At 53.8% G+C, this 21,751-nt stretch carries 21 protein-coding genes; 16 read left to right on the top strand and 5 right to left on the bottom strand.

The window, feature by feature from the left end; translation table 11 throughout:
* Window positions 1-141 precede the first annotated feature (141 nt).
* The 9 genes from P0120_18510 to purQ all read left to right on the top strand — a co-directional run bounded on the left by P0120_18510 (window position 142) and on the right by purQ (window position 6,698).
* The gene (locus P0120_18510; GenBank protein MDF0676308.1) at window positions 142-1,350 is read left to right on the top strand and encodes a bifunctional 3,4-dihydroxy-2-butanone-4-phosphate synthase/GTP cyclohydrolase II; all 1,209 of its coding nucleotides are present in this window, start codon (window positions 142-144) and stop codon (window positions 1,348-1,350) included.
* Window positions 1,351-1,401: 51 nt separating this feature from the next.
* Window positions 1,402-1,935: a 6,7-dimethyl-8-ribityllumazine synthase gene (ribH, locus tag P0120_18505; protein MDF0676307.1), complete on the top strand. Its 534-nt coding sequence runs from the start codon at window positions 1,402-1,404 to the stop codon at window positions 1,933-1,935.
* 4 nt (window positions 1,936-1,939) lie between these two features.
* Window positions 1,940-2,401, top strand: coding sequence for a transcription antitermination factor NusB (gene nusB, locus P0120_18500; protein MDF0676306.1), 462 nt, complete (start codon window positions 1,940-1,942; stop codon window positions 2,399-2,401).
* On the top strand, window positions 2,394-3,734 hold the full coding sequence (gene purB, locus P0120_18495) for an adenylosuccinate lyase (protein ID MDF0676305.1): 1,341 nt from the start codon (window positions 2,394-2,396) through the stop codon (window positions 3,732-3,734). Before nusB ends, purB begins: the two co-directional genes overlap by 8 nt.
* The gene (locus P0120_18490; GenBank protein ID MDF0676304.1) at window positions 3,731-4,522 is read left to right on the top strand and encodes a chlorite dismutase family protein; all 792 of its coding nucleotides are present in this window, start codon (window positions 3,731-3,733) and stop codon (window positions 4,520-4,522) included. Before purB ends, P0120_18490 begins: the two co-directional genes overlap by 4 nt.
* A gap of 23 nt (window positions 4,523-4,545) precedes the next feature.
* Complete coding sequence (locus P0120_18485; GenBank protein MDF0676303.1) at window positions 4,546-5,250, top strand: phosphoribosylaminoimidazolesuccinocarboxamide synthase; 705 nt, start codon at window positions 4,546-4,548, stop codon at window positions 5,248-5,250.
* Window positions 5,251-5,503: 253 nt separating this feature from the next.
* Window positions 5,504-5,722, top strand: coding sequence for a hypothetical protein (locus tag P0120_18480; protein MDF0676302.1), 219 nt, complete (start codon window positions 5,504-5,506; stop codon window positions 5,720-5,722).
* Window positions 5,719-5,961 (top strand): phosphoribosylformylglycinamidine synthase subunit PurS, encoded by a 243-nt coding sequence (gene purS, locus P0120_18475; protein ID MDF0676301.1) that lies wholly within the window; start codon window positions 5,719-5,721, stop codon window positions 5,959-5,961. Before P0120_18480 ends, purS begins: the two co-directional genes overlap by 4 nt.
* 29 nt (window positions 5,962-5,990) lie before the next feature.
* Entirely contained in the window at window positions 5,991-6,698 is a 708-nt protein-coding gene (gene purQ / locus P0120_18470; GenBank protein MDF0676300.1) for a phosphoribosylformylglycinamidine synthase subunit PurQ, read from the top strand.
* A 324-nt stretch (window positions 6,699-7,022) separates the two neighbouring features.
* Here the strand turns inward: purQ and P0120_18465 are convergent, their stop codons facing one another.
* Window positions 7,023-7,511: a hypothetical protein gene (locus P0120_18465; GenBank protein MDF0676299.1), complete on the bottom strand. Its 489-nt coding sequence runs from the start codon at window positions 7,509-7,511 to the stop codon at window positions 7,023-7,025.
* A 441-nt stretch (window positions 7,512-7,952) separates the two neighbouring features.
* Here P0120_18465 and P0120_18460 point away from each other — a divergent pair, with 441 nt between their 5' ends.
* The 4 genes from P0120_18460 (at window position 7,953) to P0120_18445 (ending at window position 14,680) form a co-directional block, all read left to right on the top strand.
* On the top strand, window positions 7,953-8,120 hold the full coding sequence (locus tag P0120_18460) for a hypothetical protein (GenBank protein ID MDF0676298.1): 168 nt from the start codon (window positions 7,953-7,955) through the stop codon (window positions 8,118-8,120).
* 516 nt (window positions 8,121-8,636) lie between these two features.
* Window positions 8,637-12,512: an SNF2-related protein gene (locus tag P0120_18455; protein MDF0676297.1), complete on the top strand. Its 3,876-nt coding sequence runs from the start codon at window positions 8,637-8,639 to the stop codon at window positions 12,510-12,512.
* Window positions 12,513-12,611: 99 nt separating this feature from the next.
* Window positions 12,612-12,914, top strand: a complete 303-nt coding sequence (locus tag P0120_18450) for a cupin domain-containing protein (protein ID MDF0676296.1) — start codon at window positions 12,612-12,614, stop codon at window positions 12,912-12,914.
* Between the two features lie 224 nt (window positions 12,915-13,138).
* Window positions 13,139-14,680 carry a DUF4403 family protein gene (locus P0120_18445; protein ID MDF0676295.1) on the top strand — a complete coding sequence of 514 codons (1,542 nt, stop codon included), beginning with the start codon at window positions 13,139-13,141 and terminating at the stop codon, window positions 14,678-14,680.
* Window positions 14,681-14,686: 6 nt separating this feature from the next.
* Here the strand turns inward: P0120_18445 and P0120_18440 are convergent, their stop codons facing one another.
* Together P0120_18440 and P0120_18435 are read right to left on the bottom strand one after the other, a co-directional pair.
* Window positions 14,687-16,027, bottom strand: coding sequence for an ArsB/NhaD family transporter (locus P0120_18440; GenBank protein ID MDF0676294.1), 1,341 nt, complete (start codon window positions 16,025-16,027; stop codon window positions 14,687-14,689).
* A gap of 329 nt (window positions 16,028-16,356) precedes the next feature.
* On the bottom strand, window positions 16,357-16,929 hold the full coding sequence (locus tag P0120_18435; protein MDF0676293.1) for a DUF882 domain-containing protein: 573 nt from the start codon (window positions 16,927-16,929) through the stop codon (window positions 16,357-16,359).
* A gap of 354 nt (window positions 16,930-17,283) precedes the next feature.
* On the opposite strand from P0120_18435, the gene P0120_18430 reads away from it, so the two are divergent.
* On the top strand, window positions 17,284-17,649 hold the full coding sequence (locus P0120_18430) for a response regulator (protein ID MDF0676292.1): 366 nt from the start codon (window positions 17,284-17,286) through the stop codon (window positions 17,647-17,649).
* Window positions 17,650-17,684: 35 nt separating this feature from the next.
* Here the strand turns inward: P0120_18430 and P0120_18425 are convergent, their stop codons facing one another.
* Both P0120_18425 and P0120_18420 read right to left on the bottom strand, forming a co-directional pair.
* Window positions 17,685-18,539, bottom strand: a complete 855-nt coding sequence (locus P0120_18425) for a hypothetical protein (GenBank protein ID MDF0676291.1) — start codon at window positions 18,537-18,539, stop codon at window positions 17,685-17,687.
* 24 nt (window positions 18,540-18,563) lie between these two features.
* Window positions 18,564-20,273 (bottom strand): SagB/ThcOx family dehydrogenase, encoded by a 1,710-nt coding sequence (locus P0120_18420; GenBank protein MDF0676290.1) that lies wholly within the window; start codon window positions 20,271-20,273, stop codon window positions 18,564-18,566.
* Between the two features lie 196 nt (window positions 20,274-20,469).
* On the opposite strand from P0120_18420, the gene P0120_18415 reads away from it, so the two are divergent.
* Both P0120_18415 and P0120_18410 read left to right on the top strand, forming a co-directional pair.
* On the top strand, window positions 20,470-20,892 hold the full coding sequence (locus P0120_18415; GenBank protein MDF0676289.1) for a hypothetical protein: 423 nt from the start codon (window positions 20,470-20,472) through the stop codon (window positions 20,890-20,892).
* A gap of 52 nt (window positions 20,893-20,944) precedes the next feature.
* Window positions 20,945-21,709, top strand: a complete 765-nt coding sequence (locus P0120_18410; GenBank protein ID MDF0676288.1) for a tetratricopeptide repeat protein — start codon at window positions 20,945-20,947, stop codon at window positions 21,707-21,709.
* The last annotated feature ends 42 nt before the right edge of the window (window positions 21,710-21,751 follow it).

Raw genomic sequence — 21,751 nt, 5'->3', positions numbered from 1 at the left:
TGCTCTGAAGTCATGCGTCGTCCGGTGACTTCCGCACGAGTGCCGGAGGGTCAACTGGGTACAGTCAGCGATGTCTTGTCGCGCATGAAGACCAATTCATGTGTCAGCGATGTGTTGACACTTGTCGGGTAGGACTTAGACATGGCCACTCCTTTCGATAGCATCGAAAATGCGATTCGCGACATCAAGAAAGGAAAGTGCATCATCTTGGTGGACGATGAGGATCGTGAAAATGAGGGTGACTTGGTCATCGCCGCGGAGAAAGTCACTCCACACGTGATCAACTTCATGGCCACGCATGCCCGAGGCCTGATTTGTCTAACCCTGACGCCTGAACGGGTGGAAGAACTGCAGTTGCCACAGCAGGCTTCCGAGAATACCGCGACGTTCGGGACCGCCTTCACCGTCTCGATCGATGCACGAAAAGACGTGACGACGGGGATCTCGGCCGCTGATCGAGCCACGACGATTCATGTGGCGATCGACCCCAAATCCAAACCTAGCGATCTCGCCCGACCTGGTCACGTCTTTCCACTCAAGGCACAGACAGGCGGAGTGCTCCGGCGCGCTGGGCAAACCGAGGGATCTGTCGATCTGGCTAGGCTGGCCGGTCTGCGTCCTGCTGGAGTGATCTGCGAGATCATGAATGCGGATGGGACCATGGCTCGTGTACCCGAGCTGACGAAGTTCGCCAGGACCCATAAACTGAGGATGGTGACCGTGAAGGCCTTGATCGAATACCGCATGCGGAGGGAAACCTTCGTCAAACGGATGGCAAGCGCACGATTGCCCACGACTTTCGGCGAGTTCGAGGCGGTGGCGTTCGAGAATCAGATCGACGGAGTGACGCACATTGCCCTGGTGAAAGGCCCTGTCGACGGCGGGACACCGACACTCGTCCGTGTACACTCCGGATGTTTGACGGCTGACGCGTTAGGATCGTTGCGTTGCGATTGCCGCGATCAATTGCACTCCGCGATGGAGATCATTCAGAAGGAGGGCCGAGGCGTTCTCCTGTATCTGAATCAAGAAGGCAGAGGAATCGGGTTGCTGAATAAGATCAAGGCCTATGGGCTGCAGGATCAAGGGAGTGATACGGTTGAAGCCAATCTGCAACTCGGATTCAAGGCGGATCTCCGCGACTATGGAGTCGGCGCGCAAATTTTGGCGAATCTCGGTCTGCACCAGATCAAGTTGATTACGAATAACCCGAGGAAGATCGTTGGAATCGAGGGATACGGCCTCAAAGTTGTCGAACGTGTTTCGATCGAGGTTCCTCCGCACGCCGCGAATGTGCGGTATCTTCGGACGAAGAAGGCGAAATTGGGCCATCTTCTCAAGAAAGTCTGAGGAGGATTCCAGTCCGTCTTCGGGACAGTAGGTCGGAACGGCTATTGAGGCATGAAACACCGAAAAGCTGAGCGTTCTGCGGCGGGACTTCGGTTCGGTATCGTCGCGGCGAAGTTCAATCAACAGATCACGAACAAATTAGTGAATGCCTGCGTCGATACGCTGAGTGCCCATGGTGTCCGTAAAGAAAACATGCATGTCGTGCGGGTACCGGGAGCGTTCGAAATTCCGCTCGTAGCTCGTGCTATGGCCAAGTCAGGTCGGTTCAATGCGGTCATTTGCTTGGGGGCGGTCATTCGTGGCGACACCCCACATTTTGAGTATATCAGTGCCGAAGTGAGTCGAGGCATCGGTCAAGCGGCTTTAGACACCGATATTCCGGTCATCTTCGGTGTGTTGACCACTGAGACGGTTGCGCAGGCGGTAGAGCGTGCGGACAGGAAGAAATTCAACCGTGGCGGCGAGGCGGCGAAGTCCGCGATCGAGATGGTGATGGTGATGAAACAGGTGGACAGGATGAGACAGAAATCGGAGACGGGGAAATCGGTTACACCACGGACGGCCGCGCGGCGGCTTGCGAACTAGCGTGATGGGAGCTCGTCATCAGGCGCGCGAGCGAGCCTTGCAGATTCTGTTTCAGCATGACATTCACGGGAAGGCTGACGTGCACCTCGACGAGTTTTGGAATGAATATTCGGCGTCTGATGAGTCAAAAGCGTTCGCAGAACAGTTGGTGCAGGGTGTGCTGGAGCACAAAAAAGAGCTCGATGCCACCATCGGTAAGTATGCGACGAATTGGACAGTCAGCCGCATGCCCATCGTCGACCGCAACATCTTGCGTGCTGGACTGTATGAGTTGCTATGGTTGGATGAGGTGCCTGCAAAGGTCACCATGGATGAAGCCATCGAACTCGCGAAAAGTTTCGGCGATGACGATGCCTCAAAGTTTGTGAACGCGGTTTTGGACAAGGCCTTGGCGACCGAGTCGCGGTTGGCTGCAAAGCGGGCGGACCCGGATCGGGCGGTTTGGAGGAGAGCCGACAGTGATTGAGCGTTACACGCGTCCCCGAATGAAGGCCATCTGGGACCTGAAGCATAAGTATGAGATCTGGTTGGAGGTTGAACTGCAGGCCTGTGCGGCCTTCGAGCGGGCCAAACAGGCACCGCGAGGGACGGCGGCGAAAATCCGGAAGAAGGCCAAGGTCGATGTCGAACGGATCGCCGAAATCGAAAATGTTACGAAACACGACGTGATCGCCTTTCTTGAATCGCTCATGGACACGGTAGGGCCGGAACATCGGTTTCTCCACATGGGACTCACGTCCTCGGACATTGTCGATACCTCGCTTGCCATACAAATGACCGAGGCGCTCGATCTGATCCTGGGAGGGGTTGATGAGCTTCTCGTCGTGCTGAAACAGCAGGCGTTCCGTTACAAAAACCAGGTGATGGTGGGGCGGTCACATGGCATTCACGGGGAGCCAATCTCATTTGGTCTGAAGATGGCCCTGTGGTACGAAGAAGTCCGACGTCATCGGGCACGGTTGCGACAGGTGCGGAACGAGATTGCCGTCGGCAAGTTGTCCGGCGCGATGGGGACCTTCGCGCACCAGGGGCCCGACATCGAAGAATATGTGTGCGACAAACTCGGCTTGAAGGCGGATCCCGTCTCGAATCAGGTTGTCCAACGTGATCGCCATGCCTTCTATTCAACGGCGCTTGCCTTGCTTGCTGCAAGCATCGAGAAGTTTGCCACCGAGATTCGTCATCTTCAGCGCACAGAAGTGCTCGAAGCCGAAGAGTTTTTCTCAGAAGGACAAAAGGGATCGTCGGCGATGCCTCACAAACGGAACCCGATTGTCTCGGAGAACCTCTGCGGCTTGGCTCGGGTGGTGCGGGCCAACAGCGTAGCGGCGATGGAAAACGTCGCACTCTGGCATGAACGCGACATCAGCCATTCGTCCGTCGAGCGGGTGATCATGCCGGACAGTACAATCTTGATCGACTACATGCTTGCCAAGGTGACGGATCTGGTCAAGCACTTGGTCGTCTACCCTGATCGAATGAGGCAGAACCTCGAACTGACGGGCGGACTCATTTATTCGCAGCGGTTGCTGTTGACCCTGGTTGAGAAGGGGGCGCAACGAAAGGAGTCATACGAAGCGGTTCAGCGCAATGCCATGGCCTCCTGGAGGGGAGGGGGCGGATTGCAAGAATTGGTCGGCAAAGACCCTTTTATTTCAGAGCATCTCACAAAGAGTGAAATTGCCGCCTGTTTCAACCCAACACACTATCTGCGCCACCTCGATCAGATCTATCGGCGGGTGTTCGGGCAGGGAGGACAGCGTTCGCCAGGCATCAAGAGGAAGGGAGCGCGATCATGACTCAATCACGTGTCATGGGGCTGGTGCTGATTTGGTTGATGGCTGGTCCTGGGGTATCGAACGCTCAGGCGGTGGATCGAGAAAAGCTTCTCACTGCACCGGGGGTCTACGGCACGTTCGCCGTCTTCGCGCTCAATGAGGAGTGGGCGAAACAAGACCCAGCGACGCGGATCGTCCGTCTGACCTCGCTGAAAGGTGTGGTGGAACAGCATCGAGAGCATGTGGCAATCGATCTGTACCTTCTTCGAGGGCTTTCCGATCAAGCGGACCTCTTGTTCAGGATTCATGCGGCTGAATTGCACAACACACAGGAGTTTCTCCTTGATCTGAAGAGCAGCCAATTTGGGAAACACCTCAAAACGGTCGGGATCATGCACGGGCTCACCAAGAAGCCGAATTATGTGCCGGAATTCTCGGATCAGATGAAGGCTGACTTAAATGCCGTCAGTGAGCCCGGCAAGAAACCATATGCGATTGTGATTCCGATCCGGAAATCGGCCGAGTGGTGGGGGCTGGATCAGGAGAAACGGGCCGCGATGATGCAGGAACATACCGCCGCCACGCTGCCCTACTTGAAGACGGTCCAACGGAAGCTCTATCACTCCAGCGGACTGGATGATCTGGACTTCATTACCTATTTTGAAACCGCCAAGCTGGAAGACTTTCACAGCCTGGTGCTGTCGCTTGAAAAAGTGCAGGAATTCCGCTATACGCGGCGATTCGGACATCCGATCCTGCTCGGCACAATGAAATCGTTGGACGAGGTTGTAGAACTGTTGGCGCAGTAAGTTGAACCATTTGAGGTCCGATCATGGCGACGGGCGAGCTTCTTTACGAGGGCAAGGCGAAGAAGATCTTTTCGACGGGAAATCCCGACCAAGTCGTACAGTATTTCAAGGACGATGCGACGGCGTTCAACGCACAGAAGCGCGGCACCATCGTCGACAAAGGCGTCATTAACAACAAGGTCTCCGAGCGACTTTTTCGGCTCTTGGAGCAGGGTGGGATAGGGACACACTTTGTGGAGCGGTTGAACGACCGTGAAATGCTTACGAAGAGAGTCAGGATCGTACCCATCGAAGTCGTGATCCGAAACGTCGTGGCGGGCAGTTTGGCCAAACGGCTCGGGCTGAAGGAGGGGAACCGGATCGATCCGGCGGTCGTTGAGTTTTATTACAAGAACGACGCTCTTGGCGATCCGTTGGTCAATGACGATCATCTGCAGCTGATGAATGTTGCGACGCCGGGCGTCTTGCGTGAGTTGCGTGAACTGGGGCACGCGGTTAATAAGGTCATCAAACCCTTCTTCGCTGAGCGGAAGATGCAGCTCGTCGATTTCAAGCTCGAGTTCGGAGTATTTCACAATAAACTGATTCTGGCGGACGAAATTTCTCCGGATACCTGTCGTTTCTGGGATATGACGACCGGTGAGTCGATGGATAAAGATCGTTTTAGAAAGGATATGGGGAAGATCGAGGAAGCATATCAGGAGGTGTTGAAAAGGGTGTGCGGGTAAGCGAAAGGGTGAGCTGGAATTATCAGGCTTCGGCACTTCGGCTCGACCGCACATACCACTCCCTCTGCTCGGCTGCGCAACTTGTTCCGTTTTGAATGAAATTCAAACGGAACTTCGGAGAGTGCTCGCCGTCCGCTCTGCGGATCGCATGGGTCGTGGAGTGCGGGTAGTACGAGCCTTCGTGCAAGGCGCCTGGTAATCCCAGCTCGCCCTTTTCAACTAGGGGGGAGGAAGAGAAGAAAGAAGGGAAGAGATGCTGCGGGCATATTTGAATTATGGCCTGATCGCATCGGTGGTGGTTTGGGCGGCCATTGTGGGGGTGATGGCCTATCGGTTGAACGAGTCGCCCTGGCGCTGGGCGTTCGTTGGGCTGGTATTTGCCGGCGGACTGACCATCGCGGCCATATTGTGGATCAAGAAATATGTGGATCGGTTGAACGAAGCCGAGAAAAAGCTGGAGAGCAAGTCGTGAAAGCCAAAATTCATGTGACGCTGAAGCAGGGCATCTTGGATCCCCAAGGCAAAGCCATTGAACATGCGCTGGACTCATTGGGGTTTAAGAATGCGACGAATGTGCGTGTTGGGAAATACATGGAGTTGGATCTCGATCAAAACGATATGGCCAAGGCTGAGGCCGAGATCAAAGGCATGTGTGAAAAGTTATTGGCGAATACGATCATTGAAGAGTATCGGTACGAATTGCAAAGCTGACTGAACCTCACCTTCCTTCTTGTTGGGCTATGAACATCGGCGTCGTTGTGTTCCCCGGTAGCAATTGTGATCACGACTGCGAGCATGTCTTCAAAGACGTGCTGGAACAAGATGTGACGATGATCTGGCACAAGGAAACTTCTTTCGCCGGTGTAGATGCCGTCATCCTGCCCGGTGGATTTTCGTACGGTGACTATCTCCGGACTGGAGCGATTGCGCGGTTTTCGCCGGTGATGAACGCGGTGAAAGAATTCGCCTCCGGAGGTGGGTTAGTGCTCGGGATTTGCAATGGATTCCAGATTCTCCTCGAGGCAGGACTACTGCCGGGCACCATGTTGCGGAATAAGTCGTTGCATTTTATCTGCCGCGAGACCTGTGTCAAAGTGGAGAATGCTGCGACGCCGTTTACAAATGTTTGCAGGTCCGGACAAGTGCTCAAGATCCCGATCGCTCACGCGGACGGGAACTACTATACCGATCCAGTGACACTAGCCGGGCTTCAAGCCAATGCACAGATCATCTTCCGTTATTGCACGGCAGACGGGACGGTGACGCCGGAGGCTTGTCCGAACGGTTCTCTTGATAATATTGCCGGCATTCGCAATGCCGAAGGCAATGTGTTGGGCATGATGCCGCATCCGGAACGTTGTGCCGAATCGGTTTTGGGCAACGAAGACGGGCGGACTATTCTGTCGTCGATAGTAGAGGGGATCAAGAAGGCGAAGGTAGGGGTGTGAGGAGGGGTTGGGCCCTACTTGGCAGGTTTCGATGAGCACACCAAAAGACGCGGTTGGCAAACTTCTTGATCGGCTTCCCGATGAAGCGTCATTCGAAGAGATTCAGTATCATATTTATGTGCGGGAAAAATTGAGCGAGGATTGAAGGATGTGGAGGAGAGACTTAATCCCGGGTAGTCATGGAACACAACAATGGACATAACGGCTGTTCAGGCTGTCTCGAAGCGAATGCTCGGTTCCGGTCTACTTTTATGGGAAGAGGTCAGTCAGCTCCAGCTCACGCTAAAGCAATCAATGCACTTCACGGGGGCTAGTACAGGCTTCCTAAGAGACGCCCAACGCTTCGCTGCAAACAATCTTTGGTGTCGGGTGAGTGAGCAGGGAGCCTTGGCGATCCATCCAAGACCGCATGTTGTGTTGAGTGAAGAGATTTGCCAGCGTCTTCAAAAGGCCATCGCCGGTTACGCCGTTGCGGCGTAAAAGATTCAATTCTTTATTGATGGCCTTTGTCACACGCCCACGGAAAGCCTTTTCCAGTACATTGATTTGGACCTTAATATCGTCCTCTGTGGTGACGCCAAACAAGAGGCGCATTTCGCGAAGAATGTATCGTTGTCCGGAAGATAAGCCAAGCCTGTGCTCCCGTTCGGCCTGCCGATGTGTCACTTCTTCGGCAAACAATTGCTTCACGCGCGTCACCGTTGAATTGTAACCAGCGGGCAATGCCGATCCCATTAGTTCATGCCCGCACTTCAACGCACCCAGGATACGCGGAATATCTCGTGATACGACTTCGCCCTGTTCGTCCAACAAAAATAATTGCTGGTAACCTTTGATGTCTGTGTCATCCGGCTATGAAGCCTCGCAAAAGACATAGGTGCCTTTGTGTGAGGAAGGCTTGGTCGTCCGGATGCCATCCCGTAGCGCTGCAATCCGTTCATATTCTGTTCAAACGACACTGCTTTCCCAAATGGAGAGATCAGCTGGTCACCCAATTCGACGCAGAGGAGAGGCGAGACCGAATCGCGGTTCATTCGCTGTGCACAGTAAGGTGGCGGTGCGTGCCTGAAGGAGGTGAGCCCTTGGCTTGTGATTCGTTCAGCGGAATGCACAACACAAGACGTGCCCCCAACTTGACTTTGGACGGTGATTCAAGAACTGCACGGGCGGGAGGACTCGACTGCCATCCCTGAAAGATTGCCTCAAGGTGGCCTTCAAGAACAGCTGGATCAACGACAAACCGGGTAGTTCGCCATGCTCTTGGAGATCGAAAACAAAACGCTCGTCGCTCAGCGAGCCATCTATATCTATAAATCAACATTTACTGATGAGACCGTCAAAGTGTGCGTGTATAACTTCTCTGAAAGTGCATTTCTTCACGCAAAACAGGCGATTATTCGGCTCACACTACGCACTATTTGATGGTCGGCTCAGTAACTTCAAACTGGCAACAGTTTCTTTGCAGGACCGTACTTCAAGATGGCGATCGGGTCGATCGCTCTTGTCTGCTAAACTTCCAACAACAATATAACCTGAATCCGGCGTGGAAGCGTGAGCTTCACACCTTGAGTCTTTTGATCTGCCGCAGAGCATACGGTCCGCTGGGCATAGGACTGAATCCTACCTGTTAGGTAGCTTTCAGTCCCACGCACCTGAACAGGAATTCTGCGAGGCCCTGGCTGTGCAGAACGATCACACATCACTTTCTCACGCCGGATTCAGGTATAAAATAAGGGCACACCTAAGCATTGGTACTTCCATATGTACAATGTTAACTTGCAGACTCGGCTCCTCGGCAAAGCCGCAACGCCTCTCGAATATAATGTTTATAGGGCAGGACTCGAATGGGACCTACTCGATCCCATTGTCATCGAGAAACGCGACGACCTAAAGTCAGAATCGCGGTGGCGAGACCGCGTAAATCCATATCATCACCAGGTGGCAAACCTAATTACGTTTTGCCGCCGTCTTCCTGTCACGCTACTCGCCGATGATGTTGGACTCGGCAAAACAATTAGTGCTGGTTTGATTGTTAGTGAACTGATTTCCCGGTCGCGTCTTTCCAAATTTCTCGTTGTCTGCCCAAAACTACTAGGGCCTCAGTGGCAAGAAGAACTTGCGTCAAAATTTAACATCCCTTCAACGATTGCCACAGGTAAAGATCTTATCCGTAAAGAGCCGGAAGAGCACGGTGCCATCATTACGACGTATAACTCCGCCCGTCTTTACCTTGACGAAATTCCGCGTGACCGTTTCGAAATGCTTATTCTGGACGAGGCTCATAAGCTTAGGAATTTGTACGGGGTAGAGTCGCCGCCTCAGGTTGCCCGACGGTTCCGAGGAGCCCTAGAAGAACGCCGTTTTCGCTATATTCCAATGTTAACGGCGACACCAATCCAAAACCGGCTCTGGGATCTTTACTCGCTCGTTGATCTCCTCACTGTGGCGAGAGGACATCAGAACCCGTTTGGCAGCGAGGGAGTGTTTGCTCGAAAATTTATCGCTGACGACCGGGAGAAGGCACGCCAATTGCCGCTTGAAGCAAAAGACGAATTCCGTTCCATTGTTTATGGCTACATGTCTCGAATTCGCCGAGGGGATGCGCAACTGTCCTTCCCTGACCGCAAAGTACAAATGCATAAGGCCGAACCTACTGTTGGTGAGCTTGAACTGATTAGAGCTATTGCGAAACCGATTCAGAACTTAAATCGGTTGGCTCAAATTTCGATCTTGCAAGCACTCACAAGCAGCCCCGAAGCGCTTAAGGCCCAGCTAGAGAACATGGCTCGGAACGGAACAGTTACACCCGAACTTGCTCAGACCGTTAGTGCAATCGTCAAACGAATGCCATTAACTGCGAAGTTGCAAGGTTTAGGATCGTTAATTGAGAGGCTAAAAAAGGAGAGCCCGGAACGTTGGCGACTCGTGATCTTCACGGGGCGACGAGAAACTCAGACGACGATCCAATCCTTCTTAAGAGAAAACTATGGATTAAAGGTTGGTGTCATCAATGGCTCCTCCGGGCAGCGCAACCAGCAGACTCTTGCCAGCTTTCGGAAGACACCGCCAGAATGCCACGTCATTGTCTCCACTGAAGCAGGTTCTGAAGGCATCAACCTTCAAGTCGCCAATGTATTGGTCAATTATGACCTGCCTTGGAATCCAATGATTGTTGAGCAGCGTATTGGACGAATCCAACGTCTCGCATCTGATCATGCCAGCGTTGCCATCTTTAACATCATTTTGAGCGGAACGTTTGAAGAATTTATAGTTGGTCGGCCCATGGAAAAACTTCAATTAGCCTCACACGCCATCGGAGACATAGAGGCTCTCCTTGAGGCGTCTGGTATTGGAGAAGGAGAAGAAGATGGCCCGACAGGATTCGATGAGAAAATGCGTCAACTCGTTATTGCAGCCCTTGCAGGAAAAGATTTTGAGGGAGCGACTCGTCAGGCAGAACAGAGTATCGAAGAGGCAAAACAGACCCTGGCGCGGGAGGAGGAAAACATTAATTCACTACTCGGTGGCATGGAGGGTGCTGCTTACACCGGCCCACGCTCTCCGAGATTACCCTCTACCAAACGCTCAATGGAGCCCCGTGAGTTTACAATCGATGCGTTTAAGATGCTTGGCGCGCGCGTCACTCAACTTGAAGGCGGATTGGTTCTTATTGAAGAGAATCAAGGGCGACAATACATCCGTTTCGACGAGCAATCTGAAGGAGAAAGACGAACCATCTTGTACAAGCCAGGCACAGGCCCATTCCTTGATCTCGTTCATCGGGTCGTGAGTTCTGGATTGCACAATCTTGAGGATCTTGACGAGCAACCAACCGTCCGGTGTCGCGAAACCTCTTCTGCGTGGCTTCGATCGTTTAATGCCTCATTGATTGGCATAGACATTCAGACGGTGAGTCACTGCTTTGACGGCCAGGCTGTCGTCCGTGTCCGGGCTACTGTCTCGCATGACAGTTACGAAAGGCTTGTTGAAGTCAGATGTTTAGGGACCGAGCACATGACCCCGTTCATGCGTACGGCGCTCAATCCAGTACCTCAGCTGATCCAGCATCCTCGCGAGATAGGGTTAAGCTTGGATGCGGTTGTAAGGGAGGCTCAAAACGATGACGGCATTTCAGAATTCTGTCGCTTTTACCTTGAACGACGTGCAGAGGAAATGCGAGCAGCTGGAGACGCTCGGCGAAAGGCCAAAAAGCTAGAAGATGAATTCACTCCCCGGCTTGAGATGAGCCTTGTCGGCTTGGAAGGAAAAGTCCATCGGCGCATTGAGGTACAAGTCCGCTTCAAGCTGGAAGGTGAAAAGGAATATGCCAGCAGACTCATCCTCGACCCGCATGATCCTACGTTAGTCGATGCTCCTAAGCTAATGGCATGCGCCAAGAGCGGACGAAAAGCTCCTTCCGTATGTTTTAAGCAGTGCGAGATCTCCGGCCAATCAGTACTTGAAGACCTGCTTGCACGATCCGATTTGTCTGGCAGATCTGCCTTGCCCGAATTCATGGTGGTATGTGCATCGACAAACAAACGGTTATTGAAAGATGAGGTGGAAGAATCTGCGATCACCGGCAAACCTGTCACTAAATGGTTACTGAAAACGTCCCCCATAAGCGGGAAGCGAGCTGAGCCTGAGCATTTTGGAAGGTGCGAGTTTACCGGTGTGGAAATACTCAATTCTGAACTGTCGATCAGTGAAGTCTCTGGGAAGCGATACCGGAATGACGAAACGGCACGATCCTCCTATTCCGGAAAATGCGGCCACATCTCGGAATTCATAACATGTGCGGTTACAGGTCAGTGTCTGCTGGATTCGGAAGCGGAACGTTGTGAAGCCACCGGTATGCCTGTAAGTCCAGGGATTCTCCAAGTGTGTTCGGTATCTGGGAGAAGAGTATCTCCTTCTGAACTTGAAATTTCGAGCCTCAGCGGCAGACCGGTTAGACGCTGCTTCCTCAAGACATCGGCACTCAGCGGGAAACGCGCTGAACTAGAGCATTTTGAGCGCTGTGACTTTACTGGAGCTGAAGGGCTAAAGGATGAACTGGCTGTAAGTGAAGTGTCAGGCAAGCACTATCGAGCCGACGAAAGTTCACGATCGGCAGTGTCAGGAAAGTCGGGACATATTTCCGAGTTTATCCGATGCCATGAAACCGGCCAGCCCTTACTCACCACGGAGGCCGAACAGTGCGAGGTTACTGAAAACTATGTCCAGCCAGGCATTTTAGAAACATGTGCTGTTAGCGGGAAACGGGTTCTTCCAAAAGCATTAGAGCGATGCACCTGGAGCGGCAAGAAGGCGTTAAAGAACTTTTTGGTTTCGAGCAGCATATCAGGAGCGAAGGTCCTTGCCGATCTTGCGATACAATCGGCTGCTGGAGAATATTGCATGCCATCCGAGAGCAGGGTTTGCAGTTGGAGTGGAGAAAAGGCGCATCCCGACGACATCAGAGTATGTGAGATCACGGGACTAGCAGTGCATTTCCAATTTACCGGAAATGCAAGACATCCTCGCTTGCAACCCCTCGCATCGCTTCTTGATGGAACGAGGCGGACGATGGATGCAGCCGAATCCTGGGATTCAATTGCCAAACATGTCCAAGCGATAGTTGGAAGCGGCCGATGCACGGTTGAGTCGGCGGTTCTGTCTCCTGATAGAAGACGTTTGGCTGTATGCTGCAGAGTGGTTCGGTATCTATTTGTGCAAAACTATGTCGGCACTGTTTATACCCTCGACGAACAGTCAATCGAGGGTCACCTTGGCATTGGTAAGCGCACCGCCCAAAGCTGGACCGGTGATTGATGCACTATTGCTTATTGCGTAAATAAAAGATACGAAACCGTATCTATGATCTTACAAATGCAAACTCTTGAGAGTGAACAAACCCCATAGCTTTGTTCAATGCCCTATCTCACCCGTCAAAAATTCCCCGTACCGCTCGATCGTGACCAGGTTGCGCTCGACTGGAGCCGGCGGGGCTACTCCTGCGATGTGTTCACCGACCCGCCCGGCAGGGAGTGGAATGATTTCGTTCATGCGACGAACGAGCTGGTAACCGTTATCGACGGGAAGCTCAGGCTCACCATCGGCGGAGAAGAGATTATCGCAGAGCCGGGCGATGAAGTGTTTGTTCCCAACGGTGTTTGCCATTCCGTGAAGAATATTTCCTCATTCATGACTCACTGGCTGTATGGGTATGACTAGAAGGAAGGTTTACGAAGTACTATTGGCATACACCTGGGGGCCGGTGAGATTTCGACCTACTACGGAACCTGGGCGGACGCACTTCTATTTTGGACCTGACAAACAATAGCCTGTTTCTGGTATCCTAGCGCCCGTTCTTCACCACTAGACTCACTTTCCCCGGGCTTGAGACGGTTTGAGGCTACGCACCTCACTATCGGTAGCTATCTAAAGGGAGAAAGCAGATGTTTCCCAGGTCCATAGGCAGCTCTCTCGTCGTCTTGTCTTTGTTGCTGTCATTAACGGGTTGTCTCCCCAAGCAGTATGTCGTTCGCCCACCGGCACCGACGCTACTGCCGGCAACCCCGAACCCTCTCTCCCCAGCCACAGAGTCCTCCGTCAGCTTTCCCGTTCAGGTGAACCTGTCGCCATTCATCCTTGCTGCCAACGATGACAACGTGATTCCCAAGAAGTTCGATCATTGGAGGAACTCCATCAAGCATCCTAAAGGTGTCGAGTATAAGTATTATGCCGAGCGGGATGATTTTGCGGTGGCACCTTCAGGTTCCCCTCAAGCCATCAGCACGAATCCTGGGAGCGTGATCCACGATTGGTGGAAGGGCATTGAACCACTAAGCTCTAGTTTATCCATCAGTACAGCCCTTCGCTATAAGATTGGGGCCCCTCCACTTCAATGTGGCGATGGCACCGAATGGCCTAAAAGGGCAACGCTAAATGGGAATCTCACCGTTGGCATGACACCGAATTACGGTGTGTCGGCATCAGTAACCGGTGTGCTGCTGAACGCCATTGATCCTTGCAAAATCAGCATCACCGATACCGATGTGTTTCAGGAAGTCAAAAATCAGCTGACAGAGCGAGTACGGGGTGGGCTCAGCAACGCGGTCGCACGCATAAACACGCTGACAGCCAGATCCCGGGTGGAAGATGTCTGGCACGCGCTGCGCAACCCCATATCACTAGAACCGGACGCGTGGCTCCTGCTCAACATCGGTAACGTGTGGCGCAGCGGCTTCTCTTCAGGGGGTGGAGACCTCATCGAGGACACCATTCATATAACCGCGAAACCAGTTCTCGTGTTCGGTGCCGAACCACCATCGGCTGGCGGGGCTCTTCCTCAACTTGAAACTGAACCGGCTTCCACTGGATTTCATGGCGCCGCTGATGCCCAGTTGTATAGCACAATGCCCAGGACACTTGCGAACCGGCTGGCTTCCACTGGCTTCCACGTCATCGCTGACATCCCACTGGACTATCCCTCGCTGTCCCGATCACTTGCAACGCGGTTGCAGGGAAAACGTGTCGCAGTGAAAGGAGATTTCATTCACATCACCGATGCGGCCATTTTGGGCCGTGGTGGCAATCAAGTTGTTCTACGGATTGCGTTTACGGGAGACGCCACCGGCCACCTGTATTTCGTGGGGAAACCTGCAATGAACACGTTGGCCCAGTCCGTTCAGATCGGTGGCCTCCGCTTGGACCTCGATTCCGAACAGCTCATCCAGAAGAGCGGCCCCGATTGGCTCACCGGTTCTTCCCTCAGAGAACTCGTTATGGGTGAAGCCGTGCTCGGTCTGACTCCGGCGACTGATCGCATGCGCGACCTTGTGACTAAGGCCCTGAATCGGGAGTTGAGTCCGACCATCACGACGCACGGGACCGTCACCTCGGTGCAGGGCATCGGCGTGTTCGCCGATGTGAACGCGCTGTACGTTCGGGTGATGAGCGACGGGCTGCTCAATCTGAAGGTCGACGGTAAGCAGTAATTCGACTTAGCGCAGGAATACCAGCCAAAGATAGAGCGCGCTGAGCGCCACGGACCCGACCATGACCGGAAACCCGAACTTCAAGAACTGCCAAAAGGTAATCCGGTAACCGGCTTTTCGCGCGATGTCCACGATCACCACGTTGGCGCTCGCGCCGATGATCGTGCCGTTACCGCCTAAACAAGCCCCCAAGGCCAATGCCCACCAGAGCGGGATGATGTCCGGTTGATGGACCAAGGCGACGTAGTCGGTCACCTCCGGATGTAGCGACCGGGCGAGATCGACGATCAACGGATTCATGGCGGCGACATAGGGAATATTGTCCACGACGGCGGAGAGGGCCGCCGATCCCCACAGCACCGCCATGGTCGACCCGGCGAGATTCCCGCGTGTCACCGCCACCAGTTGATCAGCCAGATAACGGATTATGCCCACTTTGACCAACCCCCCCACCAGGATAAACAGGCCGATGAAGAAAAAGATGGTTTTCCACTCGACTTCAGCCAAATAGGTCAACTCTTCGGCATCCTCAGGCTTTCGTCTGGCATGGCCGATCAACATGAATAGACTCGCTCCAAGCAGCGCGATCGTAGCCGGTTCCAAATGAACCAGAGAGTGGAGACAGAACCCCACGTTGACGACGACCAATAAGAACAGACAGCGCCGCAAGAAGGCCTGATCCTGCACCGCTTCCCGTGAGCTCAGAGCGAGAACAGCCTCCCGTAGATGGGGTTCCACCGTCATCGATCGACCACAGATGAGCCACAGCACACCCACGAAAACCGCCATGATGACGATCGCAATCGGCCCCATGACGAACAGGAAATCGAGATAGCTGAGCTCGGCTTTGCTCGCGATCATGATATTGGGTGGATCACCGACGAGCGTGGCAGTTCCACCGATATTGGAGGCGAGGGCTTCGGTCAGCAGGAATGGGATGGGATCGAGCTCCAACCGTTTTGCAATCGCCAAGGTGACCGGCGCCATAAGCAGGACGGTGGTGACGTTGTCGAGCATGGCCGATTGCCCGGCAGTCAACAGGGCCAGCAGGACCAGTAGGCGAAACGGTTTTGCGTCCGCGCGCTGCGCCGCCCAAATGGCCAAGACTTCGAAGAGACCTGTCTCTCGCACGATGTTGACGATGACCATCATGCCGATCAGCAGAAAGACGACGTTATAATCGACCCCGAATTTATGGGAATAAAATGCCTCCTCTTGCGACACCACGCCGAACACGATCATCAACGCCGCGCCGGACAACGCCACAATAGTCTTGTGGAGCCGTTCGGTCATGATAAGCAGATAGCACAGGCTGAAGATCAGAAGGGCTACAGTGAGAGAAGACATTCAACTCCTCGCTGCCAAAACAACGGATCGGTCAGAAATCCACACATTATCCGGGGCAAGTCGCGACAATGCAATCAGAGTCGTCTTTCTCATAGTTCACCCGACGCCATCAGCGAGAACATTTGCTCATTCCCAATCACAGCTGTAGCCATATAGATGATGTGATTCCCCTTGAAAGCTGACCATTACAACAAACGACCCCGATCGCCTCGTGACAGACACAGACTGGGCGAGTGATCACACCGGTTCAGACGCAACCGCTGTCACGATCCTTGTCATGAACCGATGTGTGGTTTGAAGGAAGGATTTGCTGCGCCCAGGAACAAGGGCTACCAATGTCGGAAGGGGCCTGAATCCAAATGCACGTAGCTGGAACGTTTGTAGAAGCCGACCCCACCGTACCGCAGTTCGAGCGCGGCTTGGCGAAGCTTCGTAGGAGGAACACCGGGGATTAGAAGATCGATTGCTTGTCCTTGCATGTGTAAGCTGTTCTTGGCGACATGTCGGTCTGTCCGTACCAACATGGCATTGTACTCGGGAGACCGAAAACCGGAAATCACATGAATTTCTTCCTGGATGCCGAGTTTGTTCTGCACCAAATTCACGTGCTCCAGCACGCGCACGTCGATCGCGCCGACTTCACCCGTGTAATGGCAGCGCAGGAGATAATTCACGTCGTCGAGCGCCGCCAGATCATAGTTCCCCTCGTCGTCGCGGTAGGTGACGTCCAAGCGCTCATTAGTCCACACATTCACCAGCGCCAGCCTCCCCTCTGGAAGCTCACGAGCTTGCACTGGCTGTGGACCAACCAATCGTCCACTCAGGAGTAGAGTCCCCACCATGGAAACCTGAAGAAACGCACGCCTGGTCCAGGGCCGTTTGGCCTGGTCTATGGTGTCCACTGACATAGCTCCTGCAAAAAGTGGAGAGTGAGCATTGTAAAGAACACCCAGCCTTGTAGCAAAAACCAAGAACTGGGTCAAATAGGTTTGTCTCTAGGGCACCAAATCGACATCTCAAATCTTAAATATGTATGCCTATACATCCATTGCAACATTAAACGTTGTATGCATTTGCATTCGTATTTTATAAAAAGTGCGCTGATCACATCACAGCAGAGGGCCTGCGGTTGCCGCAACACATGAGGCCAATCGGACTCATCTTCACTTCACCTCTTGCACCTATTCCAGAAATCATTTTCTTTCTAGACTGTCTGGCAGGCTACAGGTAAGATCAGAAAAATTAGTAGAGCATGTATGGCAACCATTCTAGTCATTGACGACGAACAATCCATCCGAGGGCTGCTGAAAGAGGTCCTTGTCAAGGCAGGACACCGCGTGCTTGAAGCAGAGGATGGACGCAAAGGGCTCACACTCTACCAGAAGGAGCCGGTCGATCTCGTGATCATGGACTTGTTGATGCCGGAAACGGACGGCCTTGAGGCCACTCTTCAACTCACCCGCGAATATCTGGACGCCAAAGTGATCGCAATCACGGGAGCCCAGGGCGACCACAACTTTCTGGACGTCGCCAAACTCTTCGGAGCGCGTCGCGCCTTTGAAAAGCCATTCGACCTCAACAAGCTCCTGGAAGCGGTGAAGGAAGAACTCGCCGTTACGTGAACATCGCGATAACGCCGGTCCCGGCTTTCACGAAATTATCGGTTGCCCGTCAATTCTTTCCTCGCAAGACCGCGCATCATCGCTGGATCGTTGTATCCCACTTCACTGAGGGCGTCCATCAAGTGCAGACCCTTCGAGGATACCAAGTCCTTCGCCTTGGCGTAGTTCTTTGCGCTAAACCGGGCCACAGCCGGCTGACCGTTCACGATCTGACAAGCTAACACCTCGCCGTTCACTTCGAGCGTACCGCCTTGCTCGATCAGCGCCTTTGCCTGGTCTAGGGTGATGCCATGCAGCTCGGCAAACTCTTGCAATCCCCCCGTTTCGACAAGCCGACCATCCGGCATGATGCAGAGCCGCTTGAAATGCGGAGACCAGTCCTTTCGGAAATCGATGTACTTGATGTCGCCGCCCTTAGAGACGGCGCGATCCAATGTTCGGTAATCCAGACCCAAATTCTTCTGCTGCAATTTGGCCTTCAGCTCATCCGGCAAAGTCTTGTGAAGGACCTCCCACGCCGCATCGATCATCGGCAATGCCCTGGATCGAGCCACTTGCTCCGCCTCGGCAAACTGCATCAGGTCCAGGGTCCAGCTTTGTTTCGGCCCTTGCCCAACTGGGTCAATCCGGCAGGCAAATAATCCTCGAGTGAGGATGCCGCCAATGTGCGGATACACATAGGTTCCACCTGTGGCCAGCAAGGTTGTCATCATCTCAAGCGAGACATCGTAGCTCTCGGACAGAATCTTGGCATGGGCAGCAAGATCCTCCGGCTCTGTCATCGCACACAGGGTGACATTTCCCGGAGCGTCGAACTCCGAATAGTCCTCGACAATGTTATAGAGCACCACCCGCTTCGGCTTGTCGGCCTTCTTCTTGATCTTGAACATGAACTACCTCACGGCCATCGAGCCTTATGAACGAGGCCCCAGATGGTGGTACGGTGGCAAGGTCTGCAGACGTCGATCTTCCACTGGCCCGCCAATCGTAAAGTGATAGAGGGATTGAATGGCTAAGCCTTGAATACCGACGATCTCGTGGACCGGATCATCGAAGAAGCAGCCGATTCCCGTTGCCCGCACTCCTGCCGCTTCCGCTTCCAGATACAAGACCTGCCCGAGCAATCCCGCTTCCCAAAACATGCGTGGATACCACCAGGCGCCTCGGTCCCGCAAGGTCCCCTCGAACTCGGCCAACATGCCGAGCGAGAAGGCACTGTCGCCGGCAATGTCCTGTTGGCAACTGACTTGCGCCGCAAGCCTTTTTGCATCACCTTCAAGTAACCAATAAAGAGGCAGCCCATCCGGACAGTCCGGCGCGATGGTCCAGGTCAGTTCTGGGTTCATGGCATGCTGAATGAACGACAACTTTCTCCTATCCCGCAGGAGAACATACAAACCCGGTGTGAGCCCATCCACCCGATGAACGAATATCATGAGATGAATTGTTGGATCATAGGGCCACACATCCCACGGCATAGGCCGTTCCAGCTGCGGAAGTTCAGCCCACGGCATAACCCGCTGAAGCATATGAAAGAACGTTGCAGAAGAAATCGACGTCTTACCGTCAAATGCCACGGCACTTCGACGCTGACGAATAATCCGGCCGGCCGACTGACCGTGAGAGGTGAGAGGTAAGGAGTGAGGGGTTATTGGTGGAGAAGGAAATGGAACCAACCGTTCATCGCGCTCAAGCTTCCATGATGCCGCTGCAGCGTCATCGATGATGTCCCAATGGACCCCGTGCTCGTTGCTCAATCGATTCGCCTTCCCATGCCAGGTTTCGCCGGCCAGCTCTTTGACGATCGCCGTCTCAAGAAACAACGGCAACTCCATTCCTTCACGTTTCATGTTTAACGTTTCACGTTTTACCTGCTGAGGCGGCCACACCACTGCCAGACAGTCAGGGTGTTCCGGTTCAGCCTCTCCAAAGTCTTCCTTGCGATCTGTTCCGAGCAACATGGCCACCGTGTCTTGGTCCACAGCGTCCAACAAGGCCATGTTCCAACCCAGCGTGGCCGCAGCGATTCGTGCCGTTCCGATTGCATGGCCTACGTCGTGATTGCAGTAGCGGAACGCCCGCTCTCCATACTTCCAGGCCTCGCGCCAATGAATCGACGTGAGCCCAAAGAGGAAGGCCTCTGGAGGAAAAGGTCCCAGGAGGCGTTCAACCAAGTCAGCAGAAAACTCAGCCCGACGCTCGAGTCCATGTTCTTTCGGTGCGTAGTGATACAACCCCGGTTTCAGATCGAGGTCATTCGGCTGAGGCAAGATCACATAGCCTTCCGTGGGATGCAGGTTGCCGGACGATGGATTACTCCGCAGCGCCCACTCGGAGTCGCCTACCTTCTTCCAAGCCGACAGGGCAAGCGCGAACTCAAAGAAACGTGACAAAGTTCTCAAGCTGACAGGCTGAGAAGGAACAGTTCCTCGTTCGTAAATCGCCTCGTAGGCGGGCGACAGCGGCTCTTCATCAGGGCTGAGCAATGGAAGAGAGATCAGCTCAGCCCCCTCAAACCGTCGGAACGGATCAGGCTGGTTCACCCAATCAAGAAATCCTAACGAGCGGGCGTAACGATTGAAGTGGTGCTTCGTACGGACATGATAGTGAATGACGCGATCCACCGGATCAGTCGATATCGACTCAGAGATTGAAGAGGATATTGGACTCTCAGTGCTCATCGTAAGGATGGGGGCAGTCTACAGAGCCCCCGACCACAATGTAAATCTATGGCCTGAGCAAGACACATTGACCTCCTTTCCTCTACCCCAGTATCCTCCAGGTTACTTGTAGGACTCACTGTACGAAATACGAGGTTCTATGCGATTTGACCCAGCCTTGGCCGCGCAAACAGCGTTCAAAGATTCCGAGTACGAACTCGGTTCGGACTGGGATACAGCCGTTGAGTTAGAGGACACGTTTTCTTCCAATGCCGGTGCGACGGCGAGGAAAGCCTATGAGGGATTGCTGGCGCTAGCGAAACATTATCCTACTGCCCATTCTTTTCAGGCTTTCTGCATCTACATCACCTGGCAGCAGGTCACGGAGGAGACGATCGCCCGTCACTTTGAGACTGGTCTGAAATTGTCTGAATCCTACCTAACCTCTCACGAAGGCAAGAATCCTCGGGATATCGAGTACGTCACTGAGCTGCACGGATCGTTCAAGGCTGGTCTGGGGCTGGAGGAACAAGACGAGCTGCAGGTTGAATATAAGCGAGACACACCCAAAGGCGGCGATTGAACACGTATCTCGCGAAGCGTGAACGCTCCTCGTTGAGCGAAATACGATTCTTATGACCGATAACCATAAACACCGCGCCAGGATTTTTCTCCATCGCGGCGATCTGATCCAGGCTCTCGCTGCCTGGGAATCGGCTGTGGCCGACGATCGAATCGCCGGCAGTCAGCAAGCGCTGTCGGATTCTCTTGGGAACCTTGGTAATACCTGCGCACTGATGAACGATTTTTCGCGTGCGGAACAGTGTTATCGAGAACTTCTCCAGATCCAACGAACCGAGCGCAATCTCACAGCTGTGGCTCATACCCTCGTCAACCTCGGCAACCTGCATATCGCATCCGACCATCCGGAAAAAGCCCGTCCCTACTATCTCGAGGCTATGGATTTTCTGCATCAGTTACAAGACAATCGCGGACTCGGCATTCTGTACAACAACCTCGCGCTGCAAGAGGCTCGTGACGGCCAGTGGGATCAGGCTGTTGCATCATTCAAACAAGCCCTCGATCATCATCGGACGGTCGGCAACGAAGAAGGGCTCGCCGTCACCTATAGCCAACTCGGCAAGTGTTACCTCGACCAGGGAGACCTCACAAGAGCTGAACGCTGTTTGAACAACGCCTCTGAGCACTACATCAAGCTCGGCAACGAGCCGGCTGAGGCGGCCGTGCTTCGTCTTCTCGCCAAGGTTTACGAGACCCGCCAGGATGCTGTCTCCGCCCTGCGATGCCTTGCGCGTGTGGTGGCGCTCGACGAACGCTATGCGTTGCCGGAGCTTCAAGCCGACTCCGCCCACCTCTCACGGCTCGGGCCATCCGGATAGTCCTACCACCCTAGAACTCCATCCGCTCTCATCGATCTTGGC

Source organism: Nitrospira sp. (assembly GCA_029194675.1).
Taxonomy (GTDB): domain Bacteria; phylum Nitrospirota; class Nitrospiria; order Nitrospirales; family Nitrospiraceae; genus Nitrospira_D.
This window is presented reverse-complemented; position numbering and strand designations above follow the sequence as displayed.

Excerpts from the sequence above, each read along its gene's own strand:
- P0120_18480 (MDF0676302.1), top strand. The coding sequence starts at position 5,504 with ATGCTGCGGGCATATTTGAATTATGGCCTGATCGCATCGGTGGTGGTT.
- P0120_18510 (MDF0676308.1), top strand. The coding sequence starts at position 142 with ATGGCCACTCCTTTCGATAGCATCGAAAATGCGATTCGCGACATCAAG.
- P0120_18445 (MDF0676295.1), top strand. The coding sequence starts at position 13,139 with ATGTTTCCCAGGTCCATAGGCAGCTCTCTCGTCGTCTTGTCTTTGTTG.
- P0120_18490 (MDF0676304.1), top strand. The coding sequence starts at position 3,731 with ATGACTCAATCACGTGTCATGGGGCTGGTGCTGATTTGGTTGATGGCT.
- P0120_18415 (MDF0676289.1), top strand. The coding sequence starts at position 20,470 with ATGCGATTTGACCCAGCCTTGGCCGCGCAAACAGCGTTCAAAGATTCC.
- P0120_18485 (MDF0676303.1), top strand. The coding sequence starts at position 4,546 with ATGGCGACGGGCGAGCTTCTTTACGAGGGCAAGGCGAAGAAGATCTTT.
- P0120_18450 (MDF0676296.1), top strand. The coding sequence starts at position 12,612 with ATGCCCTATCTCACCCGTCAAAAATTCCCCGTACCGCTCGATCGTGAC.
- P0120_18410 (MDF0676288.1), top strand. The coding sequence starts at position 20,945 with ATGACCGATAACCATAAACACCGCGCCAGGATTTTTCTCCATCGCGGC.
- nusB (MDF0676306.1), top strand. The coding sequence starts at position 1,940 with ATGGGAGCTCGTCATCAGGCGCGCGAGCGAGCCTTGCAGATTCTGTTT.
- P0120_18460 (MDF0676298.1), top strand. The coding sequence starts at position 7,953 with ATGCTCTTGGAGATCGAAAACAAAACGCTCGTCGCTCAGCGAGCCATC.
- P0120_18425 (MDF0676291.1), bottom strand. The coding sequence starts at position 18,539 with ATGTTCAAGATCAAGAAGAAGGCCGACAAGCCGAAGCGGGTGGTGCTC.
- ribH (MDF0676307.1), top strand. The coding sequence starts at position 1,402 with ATGAAACACCGAAAAGCTGAGCGTTCTGCGGCGGGACTTCGGTTCGGT.
- P0120_18430 (MDF0676292.1), top strand. The coding sequence starts at position 17,284 with ATGGCAACCATTCTAGTCATTGACGACGAACAATCCATCCGAGGGCTG.
- purQ (MDF0676300.1), top strand. The coding sequence starts at position 5,991 with ATGAACATCGGCGTCGTTGTGTTCCCCGGTAGCAATTGTGATCACGAC.
- P0120_18440 (MDF0676294.1), bottom strand. The coding sequence starts at position 16,027 with ATGTCTTCTCTCACTGTAGCCCTTCTGATCTTCAGCCTGTGCTATCTG.